General features: G+C 74.9%; 24 protein-coding genes. 9 read left to right on the forward strand and 15 right to left on the reverse strand.

Features of this window, described 5'->3' with window-relative positions; genetic code table 11:
- The first annotated feature begins 3 nt into the window (after positions 1–3).
- Genes QSK00_RS17950 through QSK00_RS17960 form a run of 3 tightly spaced genes read left to right on the forward strand, consistent with a single transcriptional unit; the run spans position 4 to position 4,878 of the window.
- Positions 4–2,256 (forward strand): heavy metal translocating P-type ATPase, encoded by a 2,253-nt coding sequence (locus QSK00_RS17950; protein WP_285592518.1) that lies wholly within the window; start codon positions 4–6, stop codon positions 2,254–2,256.
- 18 nt (positions 2,257–2,274) lie between these two features.
- Positions 2,275–3,699, forward strand: a complete 1,425-nt coding sequence (locus QSK00_RS17955; RefSeq protein ID WP_285592519.1) for a YibE/F family protein — start codon at positions 2,275–2,277, stop codon at positions 3,697–3,699.
- 39 nt (positions 3,700–3,738) lie between these two features.
- On the forward strand, positions 3,739–4,878 hold the full coding sequence (locus QSK00_RS17960) for an MFS transporter (RefSeq protein ID WP_285592520.1): 1,140 nt from the start codon (positions 3,739–3,741) through the stop codon (positions 4,876–4,878).
- On the opposite strand, the gene QSK00_RS17965 is transcribed toward QSK00_RS17960, so the two are convergent.
- Complete coding sequence (locus tag QSK00_RS17965) at positions 4,859–6,232, reverse strand: protein adenylyltransferase SelO (protein ID WP_285592521.1); 1,374 nt, start codon at positions 6,230–6,232, stop codon at positions 4,859–4,861. The genes QSK00_RS17960 and QSK00_RS17965 overlap by 20 nt on opposite strands.
- A 36-nt stretch (positions 6,233–6,268) precedes the next feature.
- Here QSK00_RS17965 and QSK00_RS17970 point away from each other — a divergent pair, with 36 nt between their 5' ends.
- Positions 6,269–7,039 carry a class I SAM-dependent methyltransferase gene (locus tag QSK00_RS17970; protein ID WP_285592522.1) on the forward strand — a complete coding sequence of 257 codons (771 nt, stop codon included), beginning with the start codon at positions 6,269–6,271 and terminating at the stop codon, positions 7,037–7,039.
- Between the two features lie 148 nt (positions 7,040–7,187).
- Positions 7,188–7,325 carry a hypothetical protein gene (locus QSK00_RS17975; protein WP_285592523.1) on the forward strand — a complete coding sequence of 46 codons (138 nt, stop codon included), beginning with the start codon at positions 7,188–7,190 and terminating at the stop codon, positions 7,323–7,325.
- Between the two features lie 21 nt (positions 7,326–7,346).
- On the opposite strand, the gene QSK00_RS17980 is transcribed toward QSK00_RS17975, so the two are convergent.
- Positions 7,347–7,676 carry a DUF1330 domain-containing protein gene (locus QSK00_RS17980; RefSeq protein WP_285592524.1) on the reverse strand — a complete coding sequence of 110 codons (330 nt, stop codon included), beginning with the start codon at positions 7,674–7,676 and terminating at the stop codon, positions 7,347–7,349.
- A gap of 159 nt (positions 7,677–7,835) precedes the next feature.
- Between QSK00_RS17980 and QSK00_RS17985 the strand changes: the two genes are divergently transcribed.
- On the forward strand, positions 7,836–8,255 hold the full coding sequence (locus tag QSK00_RS17985; RefSeq protein ID WP_285592525.1) for a DUF5994 family protein: 420 nt from the start codon (positions 7,836–7,838) through the stop codon (positions 8,253–8,255).
- Positions 8,252–8,419 carry an RGCVC family protein gene (locus tag QSK00_RS17990; protein WP_285592526.1) on the forward strand — a complete coding sequence of 56 codons (168 nt, stop codon included), beginning with the start codon at positions 8,252–8,254 and terminating at the stop codon, positions 8,417–8,419. The genes QSK00_RS17985 and QSK00_RS17990 overlap by 4 nt, the downstream gene beginning before the upstream one ends.
- A gap of 120 nt (positions 8,420–8,539) precedes the next feature.
- Here QSK00_RS17990 and QSK00_RS17995 read toward each other — a convergent pair whose 3' ends face one another.
- The 6 genes from QSK00_RS17995 to QSK00_RS18020 all read right to left on the reverse strand — a co-directional run bounded on the left by QSK00_RS17995 (position 8,540) and on the right by QSK00_RS18020 (position 14,438).
- Positions 8,540–9,271: a TIGR03943 family putative permease subunit gene (locus tag QSK00_RS17995; protein WP_285592527.1), complete on the reverse strand. Its 732-nt coding sequence runs from the start codon at positions 9,269–9,271 to the stop codon at positions 8,540–8,542.
- On the reverse strand, positions 9,268–10,239 hold the full coding sequence (locus QSK00_RS18000; protein ID WP_285592528.1) for a permease: 972 nt from the start codon (positions 10,237–10,239) through the stop codon (positions 9,268–9,270). The genes QSK00_RS17995 and QSK00_RS18000 overlap by 4 nt, the downstream gene beginning before the upstream one ends.
- 109 nt (positions 10,240–10,348) lie before the next feature.
- The gene (locus QSK00_RS18005; protein ID WP_285592529.1) at positions 10,349–11,098 is read right to left on the reverse strand and encodes a dihydrofolate reductase family protein; all 750 of its coding nucleotides are present in this window, start codon (positions 11,096–11,098) and stop codon (positions 10,349–10,351) included.
- Positions 11,098–11,952, reverse strand: coding sequence for a dihydropteroate synthase (gene folP / locus QSK00_RS18010; RefSeq protein ID WP_285592530.1), 855 nt, complete (start codon positions 11,950–11,952; stop codon positions 11,098–11,100). The genes QSK00_RS18005 and folP overlap by 1 nt, the downstream gene beginning before the upstream one ends.
- Before the next feature lie 129 nt (positions 11,953–12,081).
- On the reverse strand, positions 12,082–13,695 hold the full coding sequence (locus QSK00_RS18015; protein WP_285592531.1) for a thiamine pyrophosphate-binding protein: 1,614 nt from the start codon (positions 13,693–13,695) through the stop codon (positions 12,082–12,084).
- Positions 13,692–14,438 carry a cyclase family protein gene (locus QSK00_RS18020; protein WP_502872048.1) on the reverse strand — a complete coding sequence of 249 codons (747 nt, stop codon included), beginning with the start codon at positions 14,436–14,438 and terminating at the stop codon, positions 13,692–13,694. The genes QSK00_RS18015 and QSK00_RS18020 overlap by 4 nt, the downstream gene beginning before the upstream one ends.
- A 92-nt stretch (positions 14,439–14,530) precedes the next feature.
- On the opposite strand from QSK00_RS18020, the gene QSK00_RS18025 reads away from it, so the two are divergent.
- Positions 14,531–15,538 (forward strand): alcohol dehydrogenase catalytic domain-containing protein, encoded by a 1,008-nt coding sequence (locus QSK00_RS18025; RefSeq protein ID WP_285592534.1) that lies wholly within the window; start codon positions 14,531–14,533, stop codon positions 15,536–15,538.
- On the opposite strand, the gene QSK00_RS18030 is transcribed toward QSK00_RS18025, so the two are convergent.
- Complete coding sequence (locus QSK00_RS18030; RefSeq protein WP_285592536.1) at positions 15,522–16,982, reverse strand: NCS1 family nucleobase:cation symporter-1; 1,461 nt, start codon at positions 16,980–16,982, stop codon at positions 15,522–15,524. The genes QSK00_RS18025 and QSK00_RS18030 overlap by 17 nt on opposite strands.
- A gap of 357 nt (positions 16,983–17,339) precedes the next feature.
- On the opposite strand from QSK00_RS18030, the gene QSK00_RS18035 reads away from it, so the two are divergent.
- Positions 17,340–17,915, forward strand: coding sequence for a hypothetical protein (locus tag QSK00_RS18035; protein ID WP_285592537.1), 576 nt, complete (start codon positions 17,340–17,342; stop codon positions 17,913–17,915).
- Between the two features lie 91 nt (positions 17,916–18,006).
- On the opposite strand, the gene QSK00_RS18040 is transcribed toward QSK00_RS18035, so the two are convergent.
- The 6 genes from QSK00_RS18040 to kdpF all read right to left on the reverse strand — a co-directional run bounded on the left by QSK00_RS18040 (position 18,007) and on the right by kdpF (position 25,975).
- The gene (locus QSK00_RS18040; RefSeq protein WP_285592538.1) at positions 18,007–18,696 is read right to left on the reverse strand and encodes a response regulator; all 690 of its coding nucleotides are present in this window, start codon (positions 18,694–18,696) and stop codon (positions 18,007–18,009) included.
- Entirely contained in the window at positions 18,693–21,356 is a 2,664-nt protein-coding gene (locus QSK00_RS18045) for a sensor histidine kinase (RefSeq protein ID WP_285592539.1), read from the reverse strand. The genes QSK00_RS18040 and QSK00_RS18045 overlap by 4 nt, the downstream gene beginning before the upstream one ends.
- 27 nt (positions 21,357–21,383) lie before the next feature.
- Positions 21,384–22,004 carry a potassium-transporting ATPase subunit C gene (locus tag QSK00_RS18050; protein WP_502872049.1) on the reverse strand — a complete coding sequence of 207 codons (621 nt, stop codon included), beginning with the start codon at positions 22,002–22,004 and terminating at the stop codon, positions 21,384–21,386.
- A gap of 64 nt (positions 22,005–22,068) precedes the next feature.
- Positions 22,069–24,105 carry a potassium-transporting ATPase subunit KdpB gene (kdpB, locus tag QSK00_RS18055; RefSeq protein ID WP_285592563.1) on the reverse strand — a complete coding sequence of 679 codons (2,037 nt, stop codon included), beginning with the start codon at positions 24,103–24,105 and terminating at the stop codon, positions 22,069–22,071.
- A gap of 71 nt (positions 24,106–24,176) precedes the next feature.
- Positions 24,177–25,868, reverse strand: coding sequence for a potassium-transporting ATPase subunit KdpA (gene kdpA / locus QSK00_RS18060; RefSeq protein WP_285592542.1), 1,692 nt, complete (start codon positions 25,866–25,868; stop codon positions 24,177–24,179).
- A complete protein-coding gene (kdpF, locus tag QSK00_RS18065; protein ID WP_285592544.1) occupies positions 25,868–25,975 on the reverse strand; it encodes a K(+)-transporting ATPase subunit F in 108 nt (35 codons plus the stop codon). The genes kdpA and kdpF overlap by 1 nt, the downstream gene beginning before the upstream one ends.
- Positions 25,976–26,398: the final 423 nt, after the last annotated feature.

The following is a 26,398-nucleotide window of genomic DNA, read 5'->3' on the forward strand; positions in this document are numbered from 1 at the left end:
GCCGTGACCAGCGCGCGGTACCTGCACCCGGTTCCCGACGACGCGCCCGGCCTCCGGGTCGTCTCCGACGCCGCGGGCCGGGTGCGCTTCGACGCCCCCGGCCTGCGCTCCGCGATCGGGCTCGCGGTCGCGGTCGAGGAGGCCCTCGACGGGGTCGAGGGGGTGCGTCAGGTCCACGCCTTCCCCCGCACCGGGTCGCTCGTCGTCTGGTACGACCGGGACCACTGCTCCCCGGCCGCGATCACCGAGGTCTACCGCGGCGTGACCGCCTCGACGCCGCACGACGAGCCGGCGACGCGGCTGCCGCGCTCGGCCGAGGTCGGGAACGGCGACCTGCTCCGCATGGCGGTCGGTGGTCTCGCGCTGCTCCTGCTGGGTGGGCGACGCTGGGTCCTGCGCCGACCCCCGATGCTCGGGCCGACCAGCCGCACGGTGGCCACCGGCGTCACGATCTTCACCGGCTACCCCTTCCTGCGCGGCGCCCTGCGCGCGCTGGTCGGCGGACGGGGGGCCGGCACCGACGCGCTGGTCTCCGCGGCCACCGTCGCGTCCCTGGTGCTGCGCGAGAACGTCGTCGCCCTGACGGTGCTGTGGCTGCTCAACATCGGCGAGTACCTGCAGGACCTCACGCTGCGCCGCAGCCGCCGCGCGATCTCCGACCTGCTCACCGGCGCCCGGACGACCACGTGGATGCGCGTCGCCCCCGCCGACCCCGCGGGCGAGGCCGTGGAGATCGAGGTGCCGATCGACCGGGTGCGCGTCGGCGACGAGATCGTCGTCCACGAGCACGTCGTGCTGCCGGTGGACGGCGTGGTGGTCGAGGCGTCCGAGCAGGGGCCGGGCGAGCGGAGCGACGGGCAGGGACGGGGCTGCCTGCTCGACCAGGCCGCCATCACCGGGGAGAACCTGCCGGTCACCGTGGAGGTCGGCGACGCGCTGCACGCCGGGTCGGTGCTGCTGCGCGGCCGCCTCGTGGTCCGCGCGACCGCCGTGGGCTCCGACACCGCCGTCGGCCGGATCATCGAGCGCGTCGAGGCCGCCCAGTCCGACCGGGCACCGATCCAGACCGTCGGCGAGAACTTCTCCCGCCGCTTCGTCCCGCTCTCCTTCGCGCTCTCCGCGGCCACCCTGCTCGTCACCCGCGACGTGCGCCGGGCCATGACGATGCTGCTGGTCGCGTGCCCCTGCGCGGTCGGGCTCTCCACCCCGACGGCCATCAGTGCGGCCATCGGCAACGGGGCCCGACGCGGCATCCTCATCAAGGGTGGCTCGCACCTCGAGGCGGCCGGGCGGGTCGACGCGGTGGTGCTCGACAAGACCGGCACCCTCACGTCCGGGCGACCCGTCGTCACGAACGTCGTCTCCTTCGACGACGACTACTCCCCCGAGCAGGTCCTCGCCCTCGCCGCCTCCTCGGAGATCCACTCCCGGCACCCGCTCGCCCAGGCGGTGATCCGCTCCACCGAGGAGCGGCGGATCGAGATCCCGCCGCACGAGGAGTGCGAGGTGCTCCTCGGCCAGGGCATGCGGGTGCAGGCCGACGGGCGCACCCTGCTGCTGGGTTCGCGGGCCCTGTTCCGGGAGCAGAAGGTCCGCGTCTCGCGGAAGGCCTCGGACTGGGTCCGCCGCCTGCAGCGCCAGGCCGAGACCCCGCTGCTGCTCGCCGTCGACGGGAAGCTCACCGGGCTGATCAGCCTGCGCGACACGGTGCGCCTGGAGGCCGTCGAGGTGCTCGAGGCGCTGCGGGCCGACGGGGTCCGGCGCATCGTCATGCTCTCCGGTGACCACCCCGACGTCGCCGAAGCGGTCGCCGCCGAGCTCGGCATCGACGAGTGGCGTGCCGAGGTGATGCCCGAGGACAAGCAGGACGCCGTGCGCGCGCTGCAGGCCGAGGGCTACACGGTCGCCATGATCGGGGACGGCACCAACGACGCCCCCGCGCTCGCCCTGGCCGACCTCGGCATCGCGATGGGGGTCGCGGGCACCGACGTCGCGGTGGAGACCGCCGACGTCGCCCTCGCCGGCGACCGGCTGACCGCGCTGCTCGACCTGCGCGACCTCGGTCGTCGCGGCGTCGGCGTGATCCGGCAGAACTACGGGATGTCGATCGCGGTCAACGCGGTCGGGCTGGTCGTCTCGGCGGGCGGGGCCCTCTCCCCCGTCGTCGCGGCGATCCTGCACAACGCGTCGTCGGTGGCCGTCGTCGCGAACTCGTCCCGCATGATCCGGTACCAGCTCGAGCCTGCCGGGACGTAACGGACACACTGGACGCCGATGGACGTCGACGACCCGGTGACCGCGCCGATCCCCGCGCAGCGGCCCACCCCCGAGGTGCACGAACGGCCCTCTCGTGCACGTCGAGCGAGCGAGGGTGCCGTTCGCTCGGGAGGGCGGTCCCGTTCCCGACGACGGGCCGGGTCTCGTCGGCAGGGCCCTGCCGGGCACGGCCACGGGCACGGGCACGGCCCCGCACCCGCCGTCGGGACCACCGTCCGCCGACTCCTGGCGGCGCTGCTCGTGCCGTGCGGGCTCGCGGTCGTCGTCGGGCTGGTGCTGCTCGCGCCGTCACCGTCGGAGTATCGCGCCGTCCTCGACGGCAGCCACGCCGCCGCGGCGGGCACGACGACGGGTGCCGCCGCGGCCGTGGCGACGCAGCCGCTGGACGGGACGATCGTGCGGGCGGGCGCGGAGGCCGACTGCTCCGACCCGACGCTCGCCGTCACCGAGGCCGGGACGGGATGCTTCCCGCTGCAGGTCCGGCTCGACGAGGGCCCGGCGTCGGGACGGACGATCGACACGCTGCTGCCGGGCGGTCCGGCGACGCCCCGGTTCGCCGCCGGGGACGCGGTCGTCGTGGCCTGGTCGGGCGGCGACCCGGCCGACCCGTCGGGCTACCAGGTGGTCGACCGGCAGCGGGGCGGGTCGCTGCTGCTGCTCGCCGGGGTCTTCGCACTGGCGGTCGTGCTGCTCGGGCGCTGGCAGGGTCTCGCCGCGCTCGGCGCCCTCGGGATCACGCTGCTCGTGCTGGGGCTGTTCGTGCTCCCGGCGCTGCTCACGGGCGCCTCGCCGGTGCCGGTGGCGCTCGTGGCGTCGGGGTTGATCGTCGCGGTGGTGTTCCCGACGATCCACGGGTTCTCGGCGCGGACCGCGACCGCCGCGCTCGGCACGGTCGTGTCGCTCGGGCTGATCGGGGTGCTCGCCCTCGTGTTCGGCGGCTTGACCCGGCTCACCGGGCTCGACGACGCCTCGACCGAGCTCATCGGCGTCCTCGGGGCCGGCATCGACGCGCGCGGTCTCCTGCTCGCCGGCCTGGTCATCGGCGCCCTCGGCGTCCTCGACGACGTCACCGTCACCCAGACCTCGACCGTCTGGGAGCTCCACCGCGCCGACCCGTCGTCGGGAACGCGGGAGCTCTATGCGGCCGCGATGCGGGTCGGCCGCGACCACGTGGCGTCGGCGGTGAACACGCTCGTGCTCGCGTACGCGGGCGCCGCCCTGCCGCTGCTGCTGCTGTTCACGCTGTCCGGGCGCGGGGTCGGTGACCTGCTCACGGCCGAGGACGTGGCCCAGGAGGTCCTGCGCACGCTCGTCGGGTCGATCGGGATCGTGGCGGCCGTGCCGGTGACGACGTTGGTCGCGGCGGTGGTGGCGCGGTCGGGCTCCGCCGATCCGGAGCGAACGGCACTCTCGCGCGCGTAGATGCTGCGAACGGCCCGTTCGCTCGACAGGGTGATCGGCGTGCGCGACATCGAACGGCGGGTGGGCATCGCCGGGGCGGCCGTGGTGGGGGTCGCGTTCGGGATGGGGCGGTTCTGCTTCGGGCTGACGTTGCCGGACCTGCGGGTCGACCCCGGGCTCTCGACGACGGGTGTGCCGGACGCCGTGCTCGGCCTCATCGCCGGCGGGACGTTCGCCGGGTTCCTCGCGGGAATCATCTGCGCGCCCCTGCTGGCCGCCCGCCGGGGACCGCGGGCGCCGACAACGGTGGGCGGCGTCTGCGGGGCCCTCGGCGCGCTGGTCGTGGTGCTGGCGCCGTCGCCCGCCGTGCTCGCCGTCGGGGCGGTGCTCGCCGGCAGCGCGGCGGGGTGGGTGTGGGCGCCGTACTCGGACCTCGCCGCCGCCCTGGTGGCCCGCGAGCGCCGGCCGCGTCTGCTGTCCTTCATCAGCACGGGGACCTGCGGTGGTCTCGTCGTCGTGGCGGTCGTCGCCGTCGCCGCGGCGGGCGGGTGGAGGGCCGTGTGGGCGGCGGTGGCCGTGTGCTCGACGGCCGCCGCCCTGCTCAACCTGCGCTGGGTGCCCGCCGTCCCGCCGACGCCGGTCGCCGACCGGCAACCGGTGCCGTGGCGGGCCCTGCGGCTCCCGGCGCTCTACGCGGTCGTCTATCAGGCCGGGACGGCCGTGGCCTTCACCTACTCCGCCGACGTCGCCACGCGGGCGGGTCTGTCCGCGGGGGTCCGCCCGGTCCTCTTCGTGATCATCGGGGTGCTGGGCCTCGCGGGGCTGTTCACGGGTGCGATGACGGCGCGGATCGGTCCGCCGCGGGTGGCGGCCGGCTGCCTGCTCACCATCGCGGTGTCCCTGGTGCTGCTCGCCCTCGGGGAGCGGTCCCCGGTGATCGCCCTGCTCGCGGCCGCGGTGTTCGCCGCGCCCTACATGGTCGGCGCCGCCACGCTCGCCGTCTGGACCGGGAGCGTGGTGGGCTCGGCGCCGGGTCAGGCCCTGTCGGCCGCCATGGTGGTCGGCGCGCTGGGCGCGGTGGGAGCACCCGTCGTCGTCGGCGCGCTGGTCACCGCGGTCGGCCTGCCGGTGCTGCTGGTGGCCTTCGCGGTGCTGTGCGGGGGCGTCGGCGCCGGGCTGGTCAGGTCCCGCAGTACGTGACGAACGGCCCGCTGCCCGGCTCGGCGTAGCGCTCCCGGCCCGGCTGCACCGCGTAGGGCTGCGACACGACCTCGAGAATCTCCTGGAACGGCCCGAGGTCGCCGGACTCCGCCGCGGTCAGGGCCTCGTCCACGAGGTGGTTGCGCGGCACGTAGACCGGGTTGACGTGGTCCCGGGTCTCGGTGGGCCGCCAGCCGGCGGCCCAGGCGTCGTAGGCGTCGCGGTCGAGGAAGAGGTCCCGCGGGCTCTCGGCGCGGAAGAACGTCGTCCAGTCGACCTGCTGGGCGTGCAGCAGGGCGAGCAGGTCCGCGACGAGGTCCGGGTCCGGCTCGCGCAGCCCGAGCTTCGCCGCCATCCCGGCCTGGAAGTGGCGCTCGTAGACGTCGCCGAACTCCTGGACCACCGCGGTGGCCTTCGCGATCGCGGTGTCGGTGTCGTCGTCGATGAGGGACAGGAGCGCCTCACCGAGCCGGGCGAGGTTCCAGCGGGCGACCGGCGGCTGGTGGGAGTAGGCGTAGCGCCCGGCGTGGTCGATCGAGCTGAACACGGTCTGCGGGTCGTAGCGGTCCATGAACGCGCAGGGGCCGTAGTCGATCGTCTCGCCCGAGATCGTCGTGTTGTCGGTGTTCATCACGCCGTGGATGAAGCCGACGAGCATCCACCGCGCGATCAGCTCCGCCTGCGCGTGCACGACGTGGCGGTAGAAATCCAGGTAGTCGGTCGCCCCGGGGTGGTGCCGGGCGATCGCGTGGTCGGCGAGGGCCCGCACGACGGCGGGTCCGCCGTTGGCCGCCGCGTACTGGAACGTCCCGACCCGGATGTGGCTCGACGCCACCCGCGCCAGCACCGCGCCGGGCAGCAGCCCGCTGTCGCGCGGGACGTCCTCACCCGTCGTCGAGACCGCGAGACCGCGGCTGGTGGGGACGCCGAGGGCGTGCATCGCCTCGCCCATGAGGTACTCGCGCAGCATCGGACCGAGCGCGGCCTTCCCGTCGCCGCCCCGCGCGAACGGGGTGCGGCCCGAACCCTTGAGGTGCAGGTCGTGCCGGCCGCCCCGTGGGTCGACCAGCTCGCCGAGCAGCAGGGCGCGCCCGTCGCCCAGCCGCGGCTGGTACATCCCGAACTGGTGGCCGGAGTAGACCATCGCCACCGGCGCGACGCCCTCGGGCACCGCGCCGGTCAGCAGCCCGGACTCCCGGAGCTGCTGCGGGTCGAGCCCGAGTTCGCCCGCGAGCTCGTCGTTGACGACGAGCGGGGACGGGTGCGGCGTGGGCGCGGCGGTCCAGTTCGTGACGAGGTCGGGGACCGCGTCGGCGTAGGTGTGCTCGAGCTGCTGCGCGATCGCGGTGCTCACCACCCCGACGCTACGCGTGCGTGGGACGGTACGCCGGTGACCGCCTACAGCCAGGGGCACGCCGCGAGCGTGCTCCGCTCGCAGACCTGGCGCACCGTCGACAACTCGGCCGCCTACCTCGCCCCGCACCTGCGCCCCGACCAGCGGGTTCTCGACGTCGGGTGCGGTCCCGGGACGATCACCGCAGACCTCGCGAGGCGGGTCGGGTCCGTCGTCGGGATCGACGGCGACCCCGGCGTCGTCGAGCAGGCCCGGGCGCTCGGCGTCGACGCCCTGGTCGGGGACGCGTACGCGCTGCCGGCCGGACCGTTCGACGTCGTCCATGCCCACCAGGTGCTGCTCCACCTGACCGATCCGGTGGCCGCCCTGCGCGAGATGATGCGCGTGACGGTCCCCGGCGGACTCGTGGCCGTCCGGGACTGCGACTACGGCGGGATCGTGCTCCACCCGCACGACCCGCGGCTCGACCGCTGGCTCGAGGTCTACCGCGGGGTCGCCCGGGCGCACGGGACGGAACCGGACGCGGGCCGCCGGGTCCTGGCGTGGGCGCACGCCGCCGGGGCGACGGACGTGACGCCGTCGGCCTCGATCTGGTGCCACGCCACGCCCGAGGAGCGGGCCTGGTGGGGCGGGCAGTGGGCGGAGCGGATCGTCGACTCGACGATCGCCGGGCGCGCCGTCGAGGGCGGCTTCGCCACCCGGTCGGAGCTGGCCGACATCGCCGCGGCGTGGCAGGCGTGGGCGGCGCACCCCGACGGCTGGTTCTCGATCCCGCACGGCGAGGTCCTGATCCGCGTGCCCGCCTGAGACCGGCAGGCACCGGGTCGAGCCGGAGGTCCTCGGGCGCCGTCCAGGAACCCGACCCGACGGGGCGTTTCCTGATCTCGCCCGCCCGGCAATCCGCCGCGGTCGTCGACCACGCCGGTCGCCGCCGAGGCACGGGAACGGACACGTCATGCGCAACGACGCGGGAAAGACCAGCGACGAGGAGCCCGAGGGCATCGGACACACCGAGATCCCGGAGGAGTCCGCGGCCTCGGAGGACGAGCTGTCGATGTCGGCGCAGGTGGAGCAGCGGGAGGACCAGGACTGACGGGTCGGGCCGCGCCCCGGCTCAGCGGTCGTTCAGCACGGGGCGCAGGTCCTCCAGCCGGTCATAGGCCCACCACAGGTAGTTCTCCGTCCCGCCCTCGCGCAGCGGGTGCAGGTCGGTGTGGTCGGGGTCGTCCTTGAACGCCTGGAAGGCCTCGGCCGACGGCCACTCCACGAGCACCATCACCTGGCGCGGAGTGCCGCCGGTCGACGGGCTGTCGTCGCTGAGCCGCCCGAGCGCGACGACCCGGCCGCCGTACTTCCCGACCGCCGCGACCGACCGCCTCGAGTAGGCCTTGTAGTCGTCGTTCGGCGCGAGGTCGAACAGGTTCAGGGCGTAGACGGCGCTCATGCGCGAAGTCTGCACCGGATCCGCGGGCGCCGGCCGCCCGCCGGTCACGGACGCGTACGCTGGCGCGTACCGAGGGTTTCCCGCACGTCGGCGCTCGAGCCGCCGTCGTCGTCGGCGCAGTCCTCGCCCGGTCCGACGACCGGAGACGGGAGTGCCGGCGTGAGCCCGGCCCCGAACCCCACTACCACCTCGCGCCTGCGACTCAAGCCGCAGGGGCCTACCTCCGGCTACGTCGACGGCGCCTGGTGGCCCCGGTCCGACGACCTGTCGGCCGAGCTGCCGCCGCTGCTGACCGACCTGGCGCCCCGGGTCGACCCGGTGGCCCGGGTCGCCTACCACCTCGACGACTGGGGCCCCGCCCCCCGCCGGCTGCCCCGCGGCCAGGTGCGCCTCGAGGGCTTCCGCACCACCGCGCCGCACACCGTGACGCTCGTGGGTCCGGCCGGCGTGCGGCTCGTGCTGCTGGTGATCCCGCCGTCGACCGCGGAGCCGGCGGCCGAGCAGGCGATGGCCGCGGCGGTCGACCCGGCCGACCGGCAGTCCCCCGCCGACCTCCTCGCCGCGGGCACCACCCGATGACCGGCGAGCCCGCGGAGCGGCCCACCGGGATGTCGGACCCGAATTGCGCCATGTGCCCGCACCCGTGGTCGCAGCACGACGCGCTGGGCCGCCGCTTCTGCACCGCCACCCAGGTCGGCGTGTGGACGCGGGGCTGCATCTGCACCCCGGCGCAGCGCCGCTGATCCGCCGGGCCCCGCGTCTCCTGACGCGCGATCAGAGCCGGCGCGAGGGTCACCCCGGCAGGGCCCCGGGCCGCCGGGGCTGCCCGGTGTGCGTCTCGGCAGCGCTCGTGGACCCGACGTTCAGTACTCGTAGGCCGGGGTGGGCTCCCGCACCTCGGCGGCGTCGAGCACGGTCACCGTCGGCACGAACCCGGTCCCACGGGTCGCCGTGCCGGGGACCAGCCGGACCCGGGCGCTGACCCAGCGGTCGCCGCCGGTGCCCGGGGCGCCCACGAGACCGGCCGGGTCGTCGACGTGCACCCGCACCGGGCTCGCGTCGGCGGCGCAGCAGGAGATGACCAGCCGGGCGAGGTCCGTGCCCCGGCCATCCCGCGCCGGCACCACGAACCCCGTCACCGTGACGTCGCGCCCCGCCAGGGCTCCGCCGTCCGGGGTCGCGGCCGCCCGGGCCACGAGGTCGACCACCGGGACCGCCGGCGCCTCCCTGGGTGGCAACGGCTCCTCCGGCGCGCGCCCGACGGCGACCGTCCGCGAGCCGGCCAGGTCGACCGCGTCCGACCCCAACGACGGCGGCGCCGCGAGCAGCACCACCAGCACCGGCACGAGCAGCGGCCAGGCCGAGCGGCCCGACCCGTGGTCGTGGTCGTCGTCGTGGCCGTCGGCCGGCTCGGGGCGGCGCCGCAGGTCCCGCGCCACGTCGAGCAGCGCCAGCGCGATCACCACCACGCCCGCGGCCGCCACGAGCGGCGCCATCCCCGGGCGCACGTAGTGCAGCACCGTGCCGTCGGCGACGATCAGCACCAGCACCGCACCGACGAACACCAGCAGGGCGTTCCGCACCTCGCGCGTCACAGCAGGAGCACCCCCGCCCCGACCCCGCATAGCACGGCGACGACGAACGTCAGCGGCGCGAACCGGGCGGCGAAGCCCCGACCGAACGTGCCCGCCTGCAGCGCGATCAGCTTGAGGTCGACCGCCGGCCCGACGACGAGGAACACGAGCCGGGGCAGCAGCGGCAGCGCCGACAGCGACGCCGCGACGAACGCGTCGCCCTCGCTGCACAGCGACATCACGACCGCGAGCAGGGCCATCACGAGGACGGCGAGCACCACCTGCTCCCCCAGGCCCGCGACCCACGCCTCGGGCACCACCGTGGTCAGCACCGCCGCGGCGAGACCCCCGAGCACGAGGAAGCCGCCCGCGTCGACCAGGTCGTGCCGCGCCGTGGCCGCCGCGACGCGCCAGCGCGGACCGTCCCCCGTCGTCGAGACCCGGCGGACCCGGTCGGCGAGCCACGCCGCGCGGCCCGCGCGGGCCCAGATCCAGCCGACCACGCTCGCCGTCAGGAACGAGCCGAGGAAGCGGGCGCCGACCATTTCCGGGGCATCGGGGAACGCCACCGCCGTGGCCACGAGCACGACCGGGTTCACCGCGGGCGCCGCGAGCAGGAACGCGAGCGCCACCGCGTCGGGCACCCCGCGCGCGATCAGTCGGCGCGCGACCGGCACCGACGCGCACTCGCACCCCGGCAGCGCGACGCCCGCGGCCACCGCGACCGGGACGGCCGCCCCCAGGCGCCTCGGCAGCACTCGCCGCAGCGCCAGCGGCGACACGTAGGCGGTGAGGACGCCGGAGAGCAGGACCCCGAGCACCAGGAACGGCAGCGCCTGCACGACGACGGCGACGAACACCGTCGCGCCCACCCGCAGCTGCGGGGTGACCAGCGGGTCGACCCCGAGGACCCGCAGCCCGAGCGCGACGACGAGCACGGCGGCGAGGACCTCCACGCCGCCGACCCGTCGCACCACCCCCGTCGTCATGATCGCGATGGTGACAGAGGGGTCCGACGCCGTGGGCCGGAACGGGTAACGGGGGCCGTGAGGGGAGGATTCGAGCGCTCTTATGGCCCGAGGGTTCCCCTCACGCGGATCAGGCGCTCCGCGTGCGCAGGTAGCGGACCAGGATCGTCGAGTCCTCGACGAGCAGGGAGTCGACCGTGAACCCCCGCGGCTCGTCGAGCGGGCCGTCGGTGCGCGCGACCCGGCCCGCCCGACCCGCCACGGCGGTGGGCACGAAGCTGATCCGCATCTCGTCGACGAGGTCGGCGTCGAGGAGCTTGCCGGTCAGACCGGGGCCGCCCTCGCAGTCGATGCGCCGCAGCCCCCGCTCGGCGAGCTGGCGGACCGCGTCGACGAGGTCGACGTCCTCGTCGCCCGCGACCAGCACCTCGGCGCCCGCGTCCTTCCACGCCTGCTGCTGGTCGTCCGGCGCGGACGCGCACGTGATGACGATCGTCGGCACCAGCACGTCGACGATGCTCGGCGCGTCGGCGGGCAGCGACCCGGAGGTGACGACGGCGAGCGGCGGCACCTCCGCGAGTCCGTGGCGACGACGGCGCTCGGCCGACTCCCCCTCCGGCCGCAGCCCCGGATACTCCTCGGCCACCGCCGTGCCGGAGGCGAGGAGGACGACGTCGGCGAGGTCGTGCCCGAGCCCGAACACCGTGCGGTCGGCGTCGCTGGAGAGCCCGCGGCTCGTCCCGTCGATCTCGATGCCGCCGTCGAGCGAGCTGACGAAGTTGACCGCCACCCAGCCCCCGTCACGGTCCGGGTAGGTGTACAGCTCCTCCAGCTGCCCGGCGTCCAGCTCGCCGGCGGGCAGCGGCCACGCCTGGTGCACTACATCCACCTCTCGGCCCGCGACGGCGGCCGGTGCCCCAGCACGCTCGCCACCATCTCCAGGGTCTGTCGGGTCTCCTCGACCTGGTGGGCGCGGACCATCGTCACGCCCATCTGCGCGCAGAGCGCGGTCGCGGCGAGGGTGCCGGTGAGGCGCCCGTCGAGCGGCACGTCGAGGGTCTCCCCCACGACGCCCTTGTTGCTCATCGCGAGCAGCACGGGCCACCCGGTGTCGACCAGGCGTGGCATCGTCCGCAGCACCTCGAGGCTCTGCAGGGTGTTCTTGCCGAAGTCGATCGTGGGGTCGAGCAGGACGCCCTCGGCCGGCACGCCCGCCTCGACCGCGCGCTGCGCGAGCTTCACGGTGACGTCCACGACGTCGCCCATCACGTCGTCGTACACCGGCTTGACCGGGTCGGTCCGCGGCGTCAGGCCACCGGTGTGCGCGGCCACGTACCCGGCGCCGTACCGGGCCGTGACCGGCAGGATGTCCTCGTCCCAGCCCGCCCAGCTGTCGTTCACCAGGTCCGCGCCGGCCGCGAGGAGTGCCTCCGCCGCCTCGGCCCGGTAGGTGTCGATGGAGATCGTCAGCTCCGGGAAGCGCTCGCGGGCCCAGACCAGCGTCGGGCGCACGCGGTCGATCTCGTCGGCGACGGTGACCTCCGGCCCGGGACTCGCGGGGACGCCACCGAGGTCGACGACGTCCGCGCCCTGCGCCACGGCCCGCTCGATCGCCGCCTCGGCCGCGGCGGGCTGCCAGGTCGACCCGTGGTCGTAGAAGGAGTTCGGCGTGCGGTTGACGATCGCCATGATCAGGGCGCGGTCGCGTCGCAGCCGCCTCCCGTGGATGGTCATCTCGACACCCGCGCGGGTGGGAGCGCTCACCGAACGGGGCGAACGTCGCGACGGGGGGCTGTCATGACCGTGGTCTCGATCAGCAACGGCATGGGACGTTGATACACGGGCTGCGGCGTCATCGCTTCGTCAGTGACCCTTGAACGCCTCCGCCAACCACCAGGCGGGCCGGTCGTCGGTGACCTTCGCGTCGAGCAGCAGGGGCCGGTCGCGCGGGCCCGCGAGCCAGTCGGGCACCACGGCGAGGTCGGCGGTCGAGCGCACCACGGCGGCTTCGCAGCCGTACCCGCGGGCGACGGCCGCGAGGTCCGCGTCGGGGAACCGGACCGTGCCCTGGTCGGCGTCGGTGAAGTGGTGGAACTCGGCGCCGTACCCGGCGTCGTCGTAGACCACGACGACGAGTCCCAGCCCGAGCCGGACCGCCGTCTCCAGCTCGGAGATGCCCATCAGGAAGCCGCCGTCACCGCAGGCGGCGACCGGCACCCGATCGGGGCGGGCCAGGGCCGCACCGATGGCCGTCGCGAGCCCGAGACCGATCGACTGGAACCCCTGCGTGAAGCAGAACCCCGCCTCGTCGGGCACCCGGAGGTAGCCCGCCGGGTAGCCCATGAAGTTCCCGGAGTCGACCGCGACGGTGCGCTCGGGCGGGAGCAGGTCGTCGAGCGCCGCGGACAGGACGCGCGGATCGATCCGCTCCCCCACGACCTCCGCGGGCGCGGCGTGCCGGGCGTCGGCGTGCAACCGCTCCGCCACGGTCGCGGTGCGGTAGCCCTCCTGCTCGTCGACCACGGTCAGCGTGTCCCGGGCGGTCGCCGCCACGTCCCCGAGGACCCCGAGCACCACCGGCCGCTGCGCCCCGAGGGCCTCCGGCGTGTCGTCGACCTGGACCAGCGTCGCGCCGGCGGTCAGCTCGCCGTGCCGCGTGGTCCAGGCCGTGAGCGAGGCGCCCCAGGCGACGATCACGTCCGCGTCGGCGATCAGCTCCGCCGCGAGCGGTGTCGCGAACCCGCCGGAGATGCCGAGCGACCACGGCGACCCGGTGAACAGGCCGTGCGCGACCGCCGAGGTGGCCAGCAGCGCCCCGCACCGCTCGGCCAGCGCCTCGAGCTCCGCCCGCGCCCCGCGGGCGCCGCGACCGGCCACGAACACCGGCCGCTCCGCCGTGTCGAGCAGCCCGGCCAGGTCGACCACCGCGTCCGCGTCCGGCGCCGGCGGCCCCCACGTGGTCCGACGGGGCGCGGGCGCGTCGACCGCGGTGGCGGCCTGCACGTCCAGCGGCAGGTTCAGCACCACCGTCCGCCGCTGGTCCCGGCAGACGCCGTACGCGCGCACGACGTCGGCGGCCGCCGAGGCCGCGGAGTGCACCCGCTCCGGTACGGCCCCGACCGCGCGGGCGAGGGCGTCCTGGTCGACCCGGAAGTTCGAGCGCACCTGATGCCCGGCGACATCGGCCGCGAGCACCAGCAGCGGGGTGCGCGACTTCGCGGCCTCGGTGATCCCGGTCAACGCGTTGGTGAGGCCGCACCCCTGGTGCACCGACAGCACCCCGACCTCGCCGGAGGTACGGGCGTACGCGTCGGCCATGGTCGCCGCGCCGCCCTCGTGCCGGGCGGCGGTGTAGCCGACCCCGGCCGCCCGCAGCGCGTTGGTGACGTGGAGGTTCCCGCTCCCGACCACCCCGAAGGCGTGCCCGACCCCGAGGTCGGCGAGCAGCGTGCCGACCTGTTCCGCGACCGTCGTCACGCCCGCTCCACCAGCGCCAGCACGCGCGCGGGCGACCCGGAGCCCCCGACGATCGGCAACGGGCAGACCACCAGCACCGCACCCGTCGTCGGGACCCGCCCGAGGTTGCGCAGGCTCGTCAGCCCCCACTTGTGGGCGCCCATGAGGAAGTGGTGGCAGGAGAACGGCGGGTCGAAGCCCCCGGCCGCGCCCGCGTCGGTGCCGACGGTCTCGACCCCGAACCCCGCGAGCGGCGACTCCTCCGCGATCCAGCGGGCGCACGCGGCCGAGACGCCCGGCGTGTGCGGCCCGGCGTCGTCGGCGTTGACGAACTCCTCCTGCGTCGCGCCCCGCGCCTCCCAGCCCGTCCGGTACAGCAGCCACCCGCCGTCGGGCAGGGGACCGTGCTCGGCCTGCCAGGCCTCGAGGTCGGCCACCTCGAGCAGGAAGTCGGGGTCGGCGGCCACCTCGGCGGTCCGGTCGACCACGACCACGGGTGCGACCAGCGTGCGCATCGGGGCCTGCGAGACGTCGGGCCCCTCGCGACCGGTCACCCAGTGGTTCGGCGCGTCGAGGTGCGTCCCGGTGTGCTCCCCGGTGTGGATGTCGTTCCAGTACCAGGCGGGCCCGCGGTCGTCGTAGCGCGAGAGCTCCTCGAGCCGGAACCGCGAGGTGTTCGCGAACGGCTCGGGCAGCTCCAGGATCGGGGTCGACTCCTGCAGCGGCGTCGTCAGGTCGACCACCTCGATCGCGTCGGAGCGCATCGCCTCGGCGAACGCGGACAGGACGGACACGGACGGCTCCTCGGGTCGGGTGGGCTCCTCGTCGCGCGTGATGCTGCCACCGAACCCCGACAATGTTCGCCGTGCGAGCCGTGGTGATCACCGAGTTCGGGGCCGAGCCCGCCGTCGTCGAGCGGCCGGACCCGGCGCCCGGACCCGACGGCGTCGTCGTCGCGGTCGAGGCCACCGGCCTCTGCGCCAGCGACCGCTTCGCCTGGCGCGGGCACGACGACGGGGTGGTGCTGCCCTACGTGCCGGGTCACGAGCTGGTCGGGCGGGTGGTCGCGGTCGGGTCGGAGGTCCGTCGCGTCCGGGAGGGCGACCGGGTGCTCACGCCGTTCGTGGAGGGCTGCGGCCGGTGCGCCGAGTGCGCCGCCGGGCACGCCCAGGTCTGTCCCGACCAGTCCCAGCCCGGCTTCACCCACGACGGGTCGTTCGCCGAGCTCGTGGCCCTGCGCCACGCCGACACGAACGTCGTCGCCGTCCCCGACGACCTCGACGGCGGCGGGGCGGCCCTGCTCGGCTGCCGGGTGGCGACCGCCTACCGCGCCGTCGTCGACCGCGCCCGGGTCCGGGCCGGGGACCGCGTGCTCGTCCTCGGTGCGGGCGGGGTCGGTCTCGCGGCCGTGCTGGTCGCGGGCGTCCTCGGCGCCGAGGTCGTCGTGGCCGACCCCGCCCCCGCCGCCCGGGCGCGTGCGCTGGAGCTCGGTGCGACCGCGGCGCTCGACCCCGCGGAGATCCCCGACGACGGGTTCGCCGTCGCGATCGAGGCGGCCGGGCGGCCGGAGTCCCTGACGACGGGGCTGCGGGCCCTGCGTCGTCTGGGCACGCTGGTGCAGGTCGGGCTCCTCGCGGCCGACCCGGTGGTGCCGGTGCCCGCGATGATCGCCCGGGAGCTCGCCGTCCTCGGCAGCCACGGCATGGCGGCGGCGGACTACCCCGCGCTGATGGACCTCGTGACGACGGGCCGGCTCGATCCTGCCGGCCTCGTCACCCGCCGGATCGGCCTCGACGACGCGCCCGCCGCCCTCGCCGCCCCGCCCCTGCCCGGGGAGGTCGTCGTCATCACGCCGGGTCGGTGACGACGGCCCCCGCCCGGCGGCTCAGGACGAGGTGCACCGCGAACGCGAGGCCCGCGCCGACGAACCAGGAGAACGCGGCGGCGTCCGACGACCCGAGCAGGACGAGCAGCATCGCCCCGACCGCCCCGATCGCCGTCGCCCCGATCGCCACCGGGTTGTACCCGCCGCGGAAGTGGTACTTCCCGGCCGGGTCGAGCGTGTACATCGCGTCCACGTCGATGCGCCGGCGCTTGACGAGGAAGTAGTCGGCGATGAGCACCCCGTAGAGCGGGCCGATGAAGGCGCCGAGGGTGTCGAGCGTGTAGTGGATGACCTCGGGGCTGGAGTACAGGTTCCACGGCGTGAGCAGCACGGACCCGACCGCAGCGATCATGCCGCCGGTGCGCCAGCTGATGCGCTGCGGGGCGACGTTGGAGAAGTCGAACGCGGGCGAGACGAAGTTCGCCACGATGTTGATGCCGATCGTCGCGATCATGAAGGTGAGCGCCCCGAGGACCACGGCCGTCGTCGAGTCGAGCCGGGCGACGGTCTCCACCGGGTCGTCGATCATCTCGCCGAACACGGGGCGCGTGGCCGCCGCGGTGACGACCACCAGCAGCGCGAACACCAGGAAGTTCACCGGCAGCCCGAGGAAGTTCCCCTTCCGGACGGCCCGGAAGCTCTTCCCGTAGCGGGAGAAGTCGCCGTAGTTGAGCATCGGGCCGGAGAAGTAGGAGACGACCAGGGCCACGGCGGTCGCCATGAGCGGGAGCACCGCCCAGCCGCTGACGACGTTCTCCGAGAGGTTCAGGTCGATCGCGGAGAAGCCGCCCGCCCGCCACACGAGGTAGCCCGCGAGCAGGAACATGACGACGTAGACCGCCGGTCCGCAGAAGTCGATGAAGCGGCGGATCGCCTCCATGCCCTTCCAGAACACGAGGGCCTGCAGCACCCACATCAGCGCGAAGGCGACCCACCCGACCGGCGAGAGGCCCGTGAAGCCCCGCGCGTCGTCGGCGTACGGGGCGAGCCCGGGCCACAGCTTCAGCGCCACCACGACGAGTGACGCCGACGCGAGGTAGGTCTGGATGCCGTACCACGCCACCGCGATGAGACCGCGGATCACGGCGGGCACGTTCGCGCCCAGCACCCCGAAGGCGGAGCGGCACACGACGGGGTACGGCGTCCCCGTCGCCTGCGAGGGCCGGGCGACCAGGTTGCAGAGCAGGTAGACGATGCCGATCCCGACGAGCAGGGCCACGAGGACCTGCCATGCGGCGAGCCCGAGGGCGAACAACGAGCCCGCCGTCAGGTACCCGCCCACCGAGTGGACGTCGCTCATCCAGAAGGCGAAGAAGTTGTAGGACGACCACGTCTGCTCCGGCAGCGGAGCCAGGTCCTCGTTGGTCAAACGTGGGTCGTAGCGCCCGACGTCGGGTCCCGCCGCGGCCAGCTGATCGGTCATGTCCGCCCCTCCCGCACGACGCTCGTCCGCGACGGACGCTAGGTCGGCGACCGGAACGGGGACCGACGATGTCCGGTTCGTTCACACGATTCTCACACCCGGAACGTCCCTGCAACGAGCGGAGTGGGCGTCGTCCGTTCTGGTCGCCATGGGATTGCCCACGTCGAGATCGCGCACCGTCGCGCCGAAGCGCGTGAAAAGGGTGTCGGATTGGCCGTTCCGATGACGAACCCGCGTCGAATGCGTTTCAGGAATAGTTGGTACGCCCTCGGCATAGCCACCCGTTTGTCCCAGGAATAGCGTCGGGCCCGCTCACGATGAGCGACCGTACCGCCGGCATCGGGGACGGAGCAGGTCATGGGGGAACTGGACGGGCGGGTCGTGCTCGTCGTCGGCGGAGCCGGGGGGACCGGCGACGCCGTCGTGGACGACCTCGTCGGCGACGGCGCGTCGGTGGAGATTCTCGACGAGGACGCCGAGGCGGCCCGCGAGGCAGCACGACGACACGGCGGCCCGCTCGGCCGGGTCTCGCACCGGTCGCTCGCGCCGGACGCGTGCGCGGAGATGCTGCGCCGGGCCGTGACCCGGGTCGTCGCCGACCGCGGCCTGCTCGACGGGATCGTCACGGTGGGCCGCACGGAGGACGAGGTCCTCGCCGTGCTGAAGGCGGCCCGGGCGCCCCTGCGTGCGTCACCGCGGGCCGCCGTCGTGCTCGTCGGGGACGGGACCGACCAGACGGCCGCCCTCGCGCGGTGGCTCGCGAACGACGGCGTGCGGGTCAACTCGGTCAGCCCCGCCCAGGGCGCCTCCGACACCGCGCACGCCGTGCGGTTCCTGCTCTCCGACGCCGCGGAGCAGATCTCCGGCCTGCGGTGGCCCTCGGCCGACCGCACCGCGGCCCTCCCCCGACGCCCCGGCCACCTCACCGGCTGATCCGACCCCCGGCGACCGCACCCCCCCGCACGGTCGCCGGGTCGCGCGGCCCCCGGTCCGTCCCGGGCCGGGGGCCGCGCACCTCCCGGTCTCAGCCGGTCGGCTCGAACCGGTAGCCGCGTCCGGGCTCGGTGATGAGGTAGCGCGGCCGTGAGGGCTCGGGCTCGAGCTTGCGGCGCAGGTGCCCGAGGTAGACGCGCAGGTAGTGCCCCTCGGTGCCGTACTGCGGGCCCCACACCTCCTGGAGCAGCTGCTGCTGGGTGACGAGCCTCCCCGGGTGCCGCACCAGGTGTTCCAGGACGCCCCACTCGGTGGGTGAGAGGTGCACCTCGGTGCCGCCCCGCACCACCTTCTTCGCGACGAGGTCGACCTCGAAGTCGGGGGTGGTGACCCGGGGCTCCCCCTCCCCCGGCACCGTCGCCGCCCGCCGGACCGCGGCCCGGATGCGGGCCAGCAGCTCCGGCATCCCGAACGGCTTGGTCACGTAGTCGTCGGCGCCGCCGTCGAGCGCGGCCACCTTGTCGCCCGCGTCGGTGCGGGCGGACAGCACGATGACCGGCATCGCGCTCCACCCGCGGATGCCCTCGAGCACCTCCAGCCCGGGGATGTCGGGCAGGCCCAGGTCGAGCACCACGACGTCGGGGGCCGGCCGGTCGGCGGCCGCGCGCAGCGCTCCCGCCCCGGTGGACACCGGCACGACCGTGTGGCCGTGGGCGGTGAGGTTGATCCGCAGCGTGCGCAGCAGGTGGGGGTCGTCGTCGACGACGAGCACCCGGCTCACGACGCCGCCCCGGCCACGACGGGCCGCACCGACCGGACCGGCTGCGCGCGCGGCAGCGACAGCACCATCGTCAGCCCACCCCCCGGGGTCTCCTCCGGTTCCAGCGTGCCGCCCATGGCGCGGGCGAAGCCCCGGGCGACGTGCAGGCCGAGCCCCAGCCCGCCGGGCGCCCCGTTGGAGTCGTGGTCGCCGAGGTGCTGGAACGCGGTGAACAGCTCGGCGTCGCGGGCGACGCCGGGCCCGCGGTCGACCACCCGCAGCTCCACCCGGTCGGCGTGCGCGCTGGTCCGCAACGACACCGGCCCGTCGCCGCCGTGGCGCACCGCGTTGTCCACCAGGTTCGCGACGATGCGCTCCGCCAGCCCCGGGTCGGCCACCACCTCGTCGGACTCGCCGGGCGCCGACGGAGCGATCTCGACGCGTCCCCGCACCTCCGCGGTCGGCAGCGCGGCCACCGCGGCGTCGACGATCTCCGCCACCGCCACCGTCGAGCGGTGCGGGGTGACCGCTCCGGTGGCCAGCCGCGAGGAGTCGAGCAGGTTGTCGACGAGGGCGACCAGCCGGTCGCCGGACTCCTCGACGGTGGCGAGCAGCTCCGCGCGGTCGCCCGGGTCGAGCGGCAGGTCGGGATCGCGGAGGCTGGACACGGCCGCCTTGATGGCCGACAGCGGCGTGCGCAGGTCGTGCCCGACCGCCGAGAGCAGCGCGGTGCGCAGCCCGGACGCCTCCGCCCGGCGCGCGGCGTCGACCGCCTCCGCGCTGATCCGCCGGTTGCGCAGCGCGAGCAGGGCGGGTCCGGCGACCGCGGCGAACAGCCGGTTCTCCGCCGCCGTGAGCGTGCGCCCGTGACCGACGAGGTGCGACCCCTCGTCGATCTCCACGTCCGCGTCCGCCTCCGCCGGGTCGCGCGCGAGGTCCGTCGTCCCGGCGCTCTCCGCGGGGACCTGCGCGGTGACCGTCCACGAGGACTTCGCGCCGCGCTCCAGGACGGCGACCGCACTGAACCCGAACGCCTCGCGCACGCGGTCGAGCAGGCGCGGCAGCGGGTCGGACCGGGAGATCACCACGCGGGCGAACGAGGCCAGCAGGGTCGCCTCGGCCCGCGCCTGCGCCGCCTGGGCCGCGCGCCGGTCGGCCCGGTCGACCACGGCCGCGACGAGCACCGCGATGAGCAGCATCGTCGTGACCGCGACGAGGTCCTCGAAGCGCCCGACGGTGAAGCTGTACAGCGGCGGGGTGAAGAAGTAGTTGAGCAGCGCCCCGCCGAACAGCGCGGCCACCACGGCCGGCACGAGCCCGCCGATGATCGCGGTGAGCACGGTCGCGAGGAAGAAGGCGACCGTGTCCGTGGACAGGCCGACGGCCGGGAACAGCCACCCGAAGCACGTTGCGAGGACCGGCAGCACGATCGCGGCCGGCCAGCCCCGCACCGCCCGCCGGCCCCGCAGCAGCCGCCCGAGCCGCGGCCACCAGCCGCCGTCGGTGGCCTCCCGCCCGTCGTCGTCGCGTTCGACGTGGGAGACGAGGTGGACGTCGATGGACCCGGAGGCCGCGACCGCCCGCGACCCGATCCCGGGGTCGAGCAGGCGCGCGAGCCGGGAACGTCGCGAGGTGCCGAGGACGAGCTGGGTCGCGTTCGCCCCGCGCGCGAAGTCGAGCAGCGCGGAGGCGACGTCGTCGCCGACCACGGTGTGGAACGAGGCCCCGACCTCCTTCGCCAGGCGGCGCAGGTCGCGGCCGGAGCCCCGCCCGGTGTCGCGCGTGGCCACGCCGTCGCCGCGCAGCACCTGCACGCAGAGCAGGTCGGCCGCGCCGGCGCGCCGGGCGATGCGCGCCGCCCGGCGCAGCACCGTGAGGCTCTCGGGCCCGCCGGTGACGGCGACGACCACCCGCTCGCGGGCCTCCCACACCTCGTCGATCTGTTCGTCGGCGCGGTAGCGGCGCAGCGCCACGTCCACCTGGTCGGCCACCCAGAGCAGCGCGAGCTCCCGCAGCGCGATGAGGTTGCCGGTGCGGAAGTAGTGCGCGAGCGAGGCGTCGATCCGCTCGGCCGGGTAGACGTTGCCGTGCGCGAGACGCCGCCGCAGCGCCTCGGGCGTGATGTCGACCAGCTCGACCTGTTCGGCCGCGCGGACCACCTCGTCGGGCACGGTCTCCTGCTGGCGCGTGCCGGTGATCCGCTCCACGACGTCGTGCAGGGACTCGAGATGCTGCACGTTGACCGTCGAGATCACGTCGATCCCCGCGGCCAGGATCTCCTCGACGTCCTCGTAACGCCGGGCGTGCCGGCTGCCGGGCGCATTGGTGTGCGCCAGCTCGTCGACCACCACCACCTCGGGGGCCCGGGCCAGGACGGCCTCGACGTCGAGCTCGGAGAGCGCGGTGCCGCGGTGGGTGAGGGTGCGTCGGGGCAGGACCTCCAGCCCGTCGAGGAGGTCGGCCGTGCGCGCCCGCCCGTGCGTCTCGACGAGGCCCACGACGACGTCGGTCCCCCGGTCGCGTCGCCGCCGCGCCTCGTTCAGGGCGGCGTAGGTCTTGCCGACGCCGGGCGCGGCGCCGAGATGGATCCGCAGCTCGCCGCGCGCGGGGTCGCTGCGTACCGACTCCCGGCCCGCGGGCCGGGAGTCGTAGCGCTGCGACGTGTCCTCCACGTCGTCCATTGTGACGCGACCCCCCGACGACCTCGGCTACCGAAGCCCCGGACGGGCGACGAGGAGCGCGGCGTTGAGCTCCGAGGTGTTCACGGTCGGCTCGCCGAGCACCCCGAGGACACGGCCGTCCGTGGCCTCCGCGACGAGCGCCCGCACCTGCGCCTCGGGCAGCCCGGTCACCCGGGCCACCCGGGGGACCTGCAGCGCCGCGTAGTCCGGGCTGATGTCCGGGTCGACGCCCGAGGCGGACGCGGTGACGGCGTCGTCGGGCACCGCCGCGGGGGCCACACCCTCCCGGCCCGCGATGACCGACCGGCGCTCCGCGACCGCCTGCGCCAGCTTGTCCGCCGTGGTCGCGAGGTTCGACCCGCCGGAGGTCGACGGGTCGGCCGGGCCGAGGCCCGCCGTCGCCGTCTCCGGGGCGGAGGCCGACGGCCGCAGGTGGAACCAGGGGTCGGCCCCCGGGTTCGCGGGCACCGGGTCGATCCCGATGAGCGACGAGGACCCGGACGCCGACACCGAGCCCTCGGCATGACCGGACAGACCCGGGACGCGGCTGATCCCCCAGACGACGGCGGGGTAGACGAGCCCGAGCACGACGGTGGCGACGAGCACGAGCCGCAGGGCCGGTCCGAGCTGGCGCACCAGGCTCCGCAGGACCGGCGTCCGGGTCGCCTCCTCGGTCGGCTCGGGCGCGTTCTCGATGGTGGTGGTCACGTGGTCACCCGATCCCCGGGATCAGCCGGACGACGAGGTCGATGAGGGGGATGGCGAGGAACGGCACGAGCACGCCGCCGACGCCGTAGATCAGCAGGTTGCGCCGCAGCATCTGCTCGGAGCTGACCGGCCGGAACCGCACGCCCCGCAGGGCGAGCGGGATGAGCGCGATGATGATCAGCGCGTTGAACACGACCGCGGAGAGGATCGCCGACTCCGGGGTCGCGAGGCCCATGACGTTGAGCAGGCCGAGCTGCGGGTACAGCGCGGCGAACATCGCGGGGAGGATCGCGAAGTACTTCGCGAGGTCGTTGGCGACCGAGAACGTGGTGAGGGCCCCGCGGGTGACCAGCAGCTGCTTGCCCACCTCGACGATGCCGATGAGCTTGGTCGGGTCGGAGTCGAGGTCGACCATCGACCCGGCCTCCTTGGCCGCCGTCGTGCCGGTGTTCATCGCGACCCCGACGTCGGCCTGGGCCAGCGCGGGGGCGTCGTTCGTGCCGTCCCCGGTCATGGCGACGAGGCGGCCGCCCTTCTGCTCGCGCCGGATCAGGGCGAGCTTGTCCTCCGGCGTCGCCTCGGCGAGCACCTCGTCCACGCCGGCCTGGTCGCCGATCGCACGGGCGGTCACCGGGTTGTCGCCGGTGACCATGACGGTGCGGATGCCCATCGCCCGCAGGTCGGCGAAGCGCTCGGCGATCCCGGGCTTCACGACGTCCGAGAGCTCGATCGCGCCGCCCAGCAGAGCCCGGGAGCCCGCCACCTGACCGCACACCAGCGGTGTCCCGCCGCGCGAGGAGATCTCCTCGGCGATCCGGCGGACCCGCTCGTGGTCGGCCGGGTCGATGGCGCCGTGCTCGTCGAGCCACGCGAGCACCGAGGCCACGGCCCCCTTCCGGACGGCGACGGTGGTCCCGTCGGGGCCCGCGACGTCCACCCCGGACATGCGGGTCGTCGCCGAGAACGGCACGAACTCGGCCCGGGCCTCGTCGGCGGACGCCTCCGCGGGCAGGCCGAAGCGCTCGGCGCACAGCTCGACCACCGACCGGCCCTCGGGCGTCCCGTCGGCGAGCGAGGCGAGGCGCGCGAGCCGGGCGAGCTCGTCGTCGGGAACGCCGACCGGGTGCAGCGCGGTGGCGCGGCGGTTGCCGTAGGTGATGGTGCCGGTCTTGTCGAGCAGCAGCGTCGAGACGTCCCCGGCGGCCTCGACCGCGCGTCCGGACGTGGCGAGCACGTTGCGCTGCACGAGCCGGTCCATCCCGGCGATGCCGATCGCGGAGAGCAGGGCGCCGATCGTCGTCGGGATGAGGCAGACCAGCAGGGCGACCAGCACCACCAGCGACTGCGGCGAGCCGGAGTAGACCGCCATCGGCTGGAGCGAGACCACGGCGAGCAGGAACACGATCGTCAGCGCCGAGAGCAGGATCGACAGCGCGATCTCGTTCGGCGTCTTCTGCCGCTGCGCGCCCTCGACCAGCGCGATCATCCGGTCGACGAAGGACTCGCCCGGCTTCGCGGTGACCGCCACGACGATGCGGTCGGAGAGCACGGTGGTGCCACCGGTGACCGCGGACCGGTCGCCGCCGGACTCGCGGACCACGGGCGCGGACTCGCCGGTGATCGCCGACTCGTCGACCGTGGCGATGCCCTCGACGACGTCCCCGTCGCCGGGGATCGTCATGCCGGCCTCGACGACCACGCGGTCGCCGGGGCGCAGTTCGGTGGCCGGCACCTCCGTGCCGTCCTCCCGGCGGGCCACGGTGCCGGTGCGGGTCCGGCGCAGCGCGTCGGCCTGCGCCTTGCCGCGGCCCTCGGCGACGGACTCGGCGAGGTTGGCGAACAGGACGGTGAGCCACAGCCAGACCGCGACCAGCCAGGCGAAGACGCTCGGGTCGACGATCGCGGCCACGGTGACGACGACCGAGCCGACCCAGACGACGAACATGACCGGGTTGCGGAGCTGCACCCGCGGGTCGAACTTGCGCAGCGCCAGGGGGAGCGCCTCCAGCAGGGCGCGGGGGCGGAAGGCCCCGGCCGCCACGGCGCGGCCGGCGCCGTGGGCCCGCTCGGGCGGCGTGCCGGTGCCGGAGGGCGGGGTGAGGACCGAGGAGGTCACGGGAGCGCTCCGATCTGGGCGGTCGCCACGAGGCCCTCGGCGATGGGGCTGAGGGCGAGGGCGGGCAGGAAGGTGATGGCGCTGACCAGCACCACGGTCGCGGTGACGAGCCCCGCGAACAGCGGCGTCCCGGTACGCAGCGTCCCGGCGGAGGCCTCCCGGCGCGGCTGCGCGGAGAGCAGACCGGCCAGGGCGAGCACGGCGAGGATCGGCAGGAAGCGGCCGAGCAGCATCGCCGCGGCGAGCGCGATCTGGAAGAACGGCGAGGTGACGGTGAGGCCGCCGAACGCCGAGCCGTTGTTGTTGGCCGCGGAGGCGAACGCGTAGAACACCTCGGACAGCCCGTGCGGGCCGGAGTTCGTCAGCGCGTCGGAGGTCCCGGGCAGGACCACCGCGGCGCCGGTACCGAGCAGGACCAGCGCCGGCATCACGAGCACGACGATCGCCGCGCAGGTGACCTCCCGGCGTCCGAGCGACTTTCCGAGCAGCTCCGGGGTCCGGCCGACCATGAGGCCCGCGAGGAACACGGCGATGATCGCGATGACGAGGATCGAGTAGAGCCCGGTCCCGACGCCGCCGGGGCTGAGCTCCCCGAAGAGCATGTTGAGCAGCGTCCCGCCGCCGCCGAAGGCGGTGTAGGAGTCGTGCAGCGAGTTCACCGCCCCGGTCGAGGTGCCGGTCGTGGAGTCGGCGAAGAGGGCCGACGACGGGATCCCGAAGCGGGTCTCCTTGCCCTCCATCCCGCCGCCGGTCACGGCGGGGGCGTGCGCCTCGGCGGCCCAGATGACGGCGAGCATGCCGCCCCACAGGATCGTCATGACGGCGAGGAGCGAGACGCCCTGGCGCAGGTCACCGACCATGCGGCCGAAGGTCCGCGTGAGCGCCACCGGGATGAGGAGCATCGCGAGGATCTCGAGGAGGTTCGTGCCGCCGTTCGGGTTCTCGAACGGGTGCGCGGAGTTGGCGTTGAGGATGCCGCCGCCGTTGGTGCCCAGTTCCTTGATCGCCTCCTGCGAGGCGACCGGGCCGATCGCGGCCGCGTGGGTGGAGCCGTCGGCCGCGGTCAGCGTGATCCCGGTGCGCAGGCTCATCACCACGCCGCACGCGACGAGCACGACCGCGAGGACGGTCGCCATCGGCAGCAGGACGCGGACCGTGCCGCGCACGATGTCGACCCACGCGTTGCCGATACGTCCGCTGCGGGAGCGGACGAAGCCGCGCACCAGGGCGACGGCCACGGCCATACCGACGGCGGCGGACAGGAAGTTCTGCACCGCCAGCGCGACGGCGTTGGAGACGTGGCTCATCGTCGACTCGGGGACGTAGGACTGCCAGTTCGTGTTGGTGACGAACGAGATCGCGGTGTTGAACGCGACGGACGGGTCGACCGCGCCCTTGGCGTCGCCGCCCGCCGTCGCGTCGAGCGGCAGGAACCCCTGCACCCGCTGGATCACGTACACGAGGAGCACACCGACGAAGGAGAACGCGAGGATCGCCAGCGCGTAGGTGCTCGCGCGCTGGTCGGAGTCGGGGTCGACGCGCCCGATCCGGTAGATCGCCCGCTCGACGCGCCAGTGCCCCTCCGCGGTGTAGACGCGCGCCATCCAGTCGCCGAGGGGGCGCCAGGCGGCCGCGAGGAGCACCAGGAGGACGAGCAGTTGCAGCAACCCGGCCGCGGTGTCCGACATCAGAACCACTCGGGGCGCAGCAGGGACACGACGAGGTACAGCAGCAGGGCGAGCGCGACGATCCCGCCGACGACGTCGCCGGCGGTGCCGCTCAGGAGGCCGCTCACAACCGCTCCAGCCCGCGCGCCGCGAGCACCAGGATCGCGAACAGCACGATCACCAGGCCCACGTAGAGGAGATCCGCCACGTCCGCCGTCCGTTCCGTGTCCGGGCGGCCCTCATCGGGTGGGCCGCCGTGCGGACGCCACCCTGCGTCGGTGGCCCGGCGGTGAACCGGACGTTGACGCGCCGTTGACGCGCTGCCCGGTGCTCTTGACGGCCCGCGCACACGCGCTGTGACCTGCCCGACGCCGGGGCGGGTCACCTCCCCTGCGCGAGGTTCACGTCAGGCACGCCCGAAGGCCCTTGGGCTCAGGGGGTCGACGCAACACCTGTGGCTTGTGGGTCGGACAGTAGCTGGGTCATGGCTCGGGCTGGTGATCGCCAGCCGAGGGTCTTGCGGGGTCGGCCGTTGAGTTCGGCCGCGACCG

It is taken from the genome of Actinomycetospora sp. NBRC 106378, assembly GCF_030269685.1.
GTDB lineage: Bacteria > Actinomycetota > Actinomycetes > Mycobacteriales > Pseudonocardiaceae > Actinomycetospora.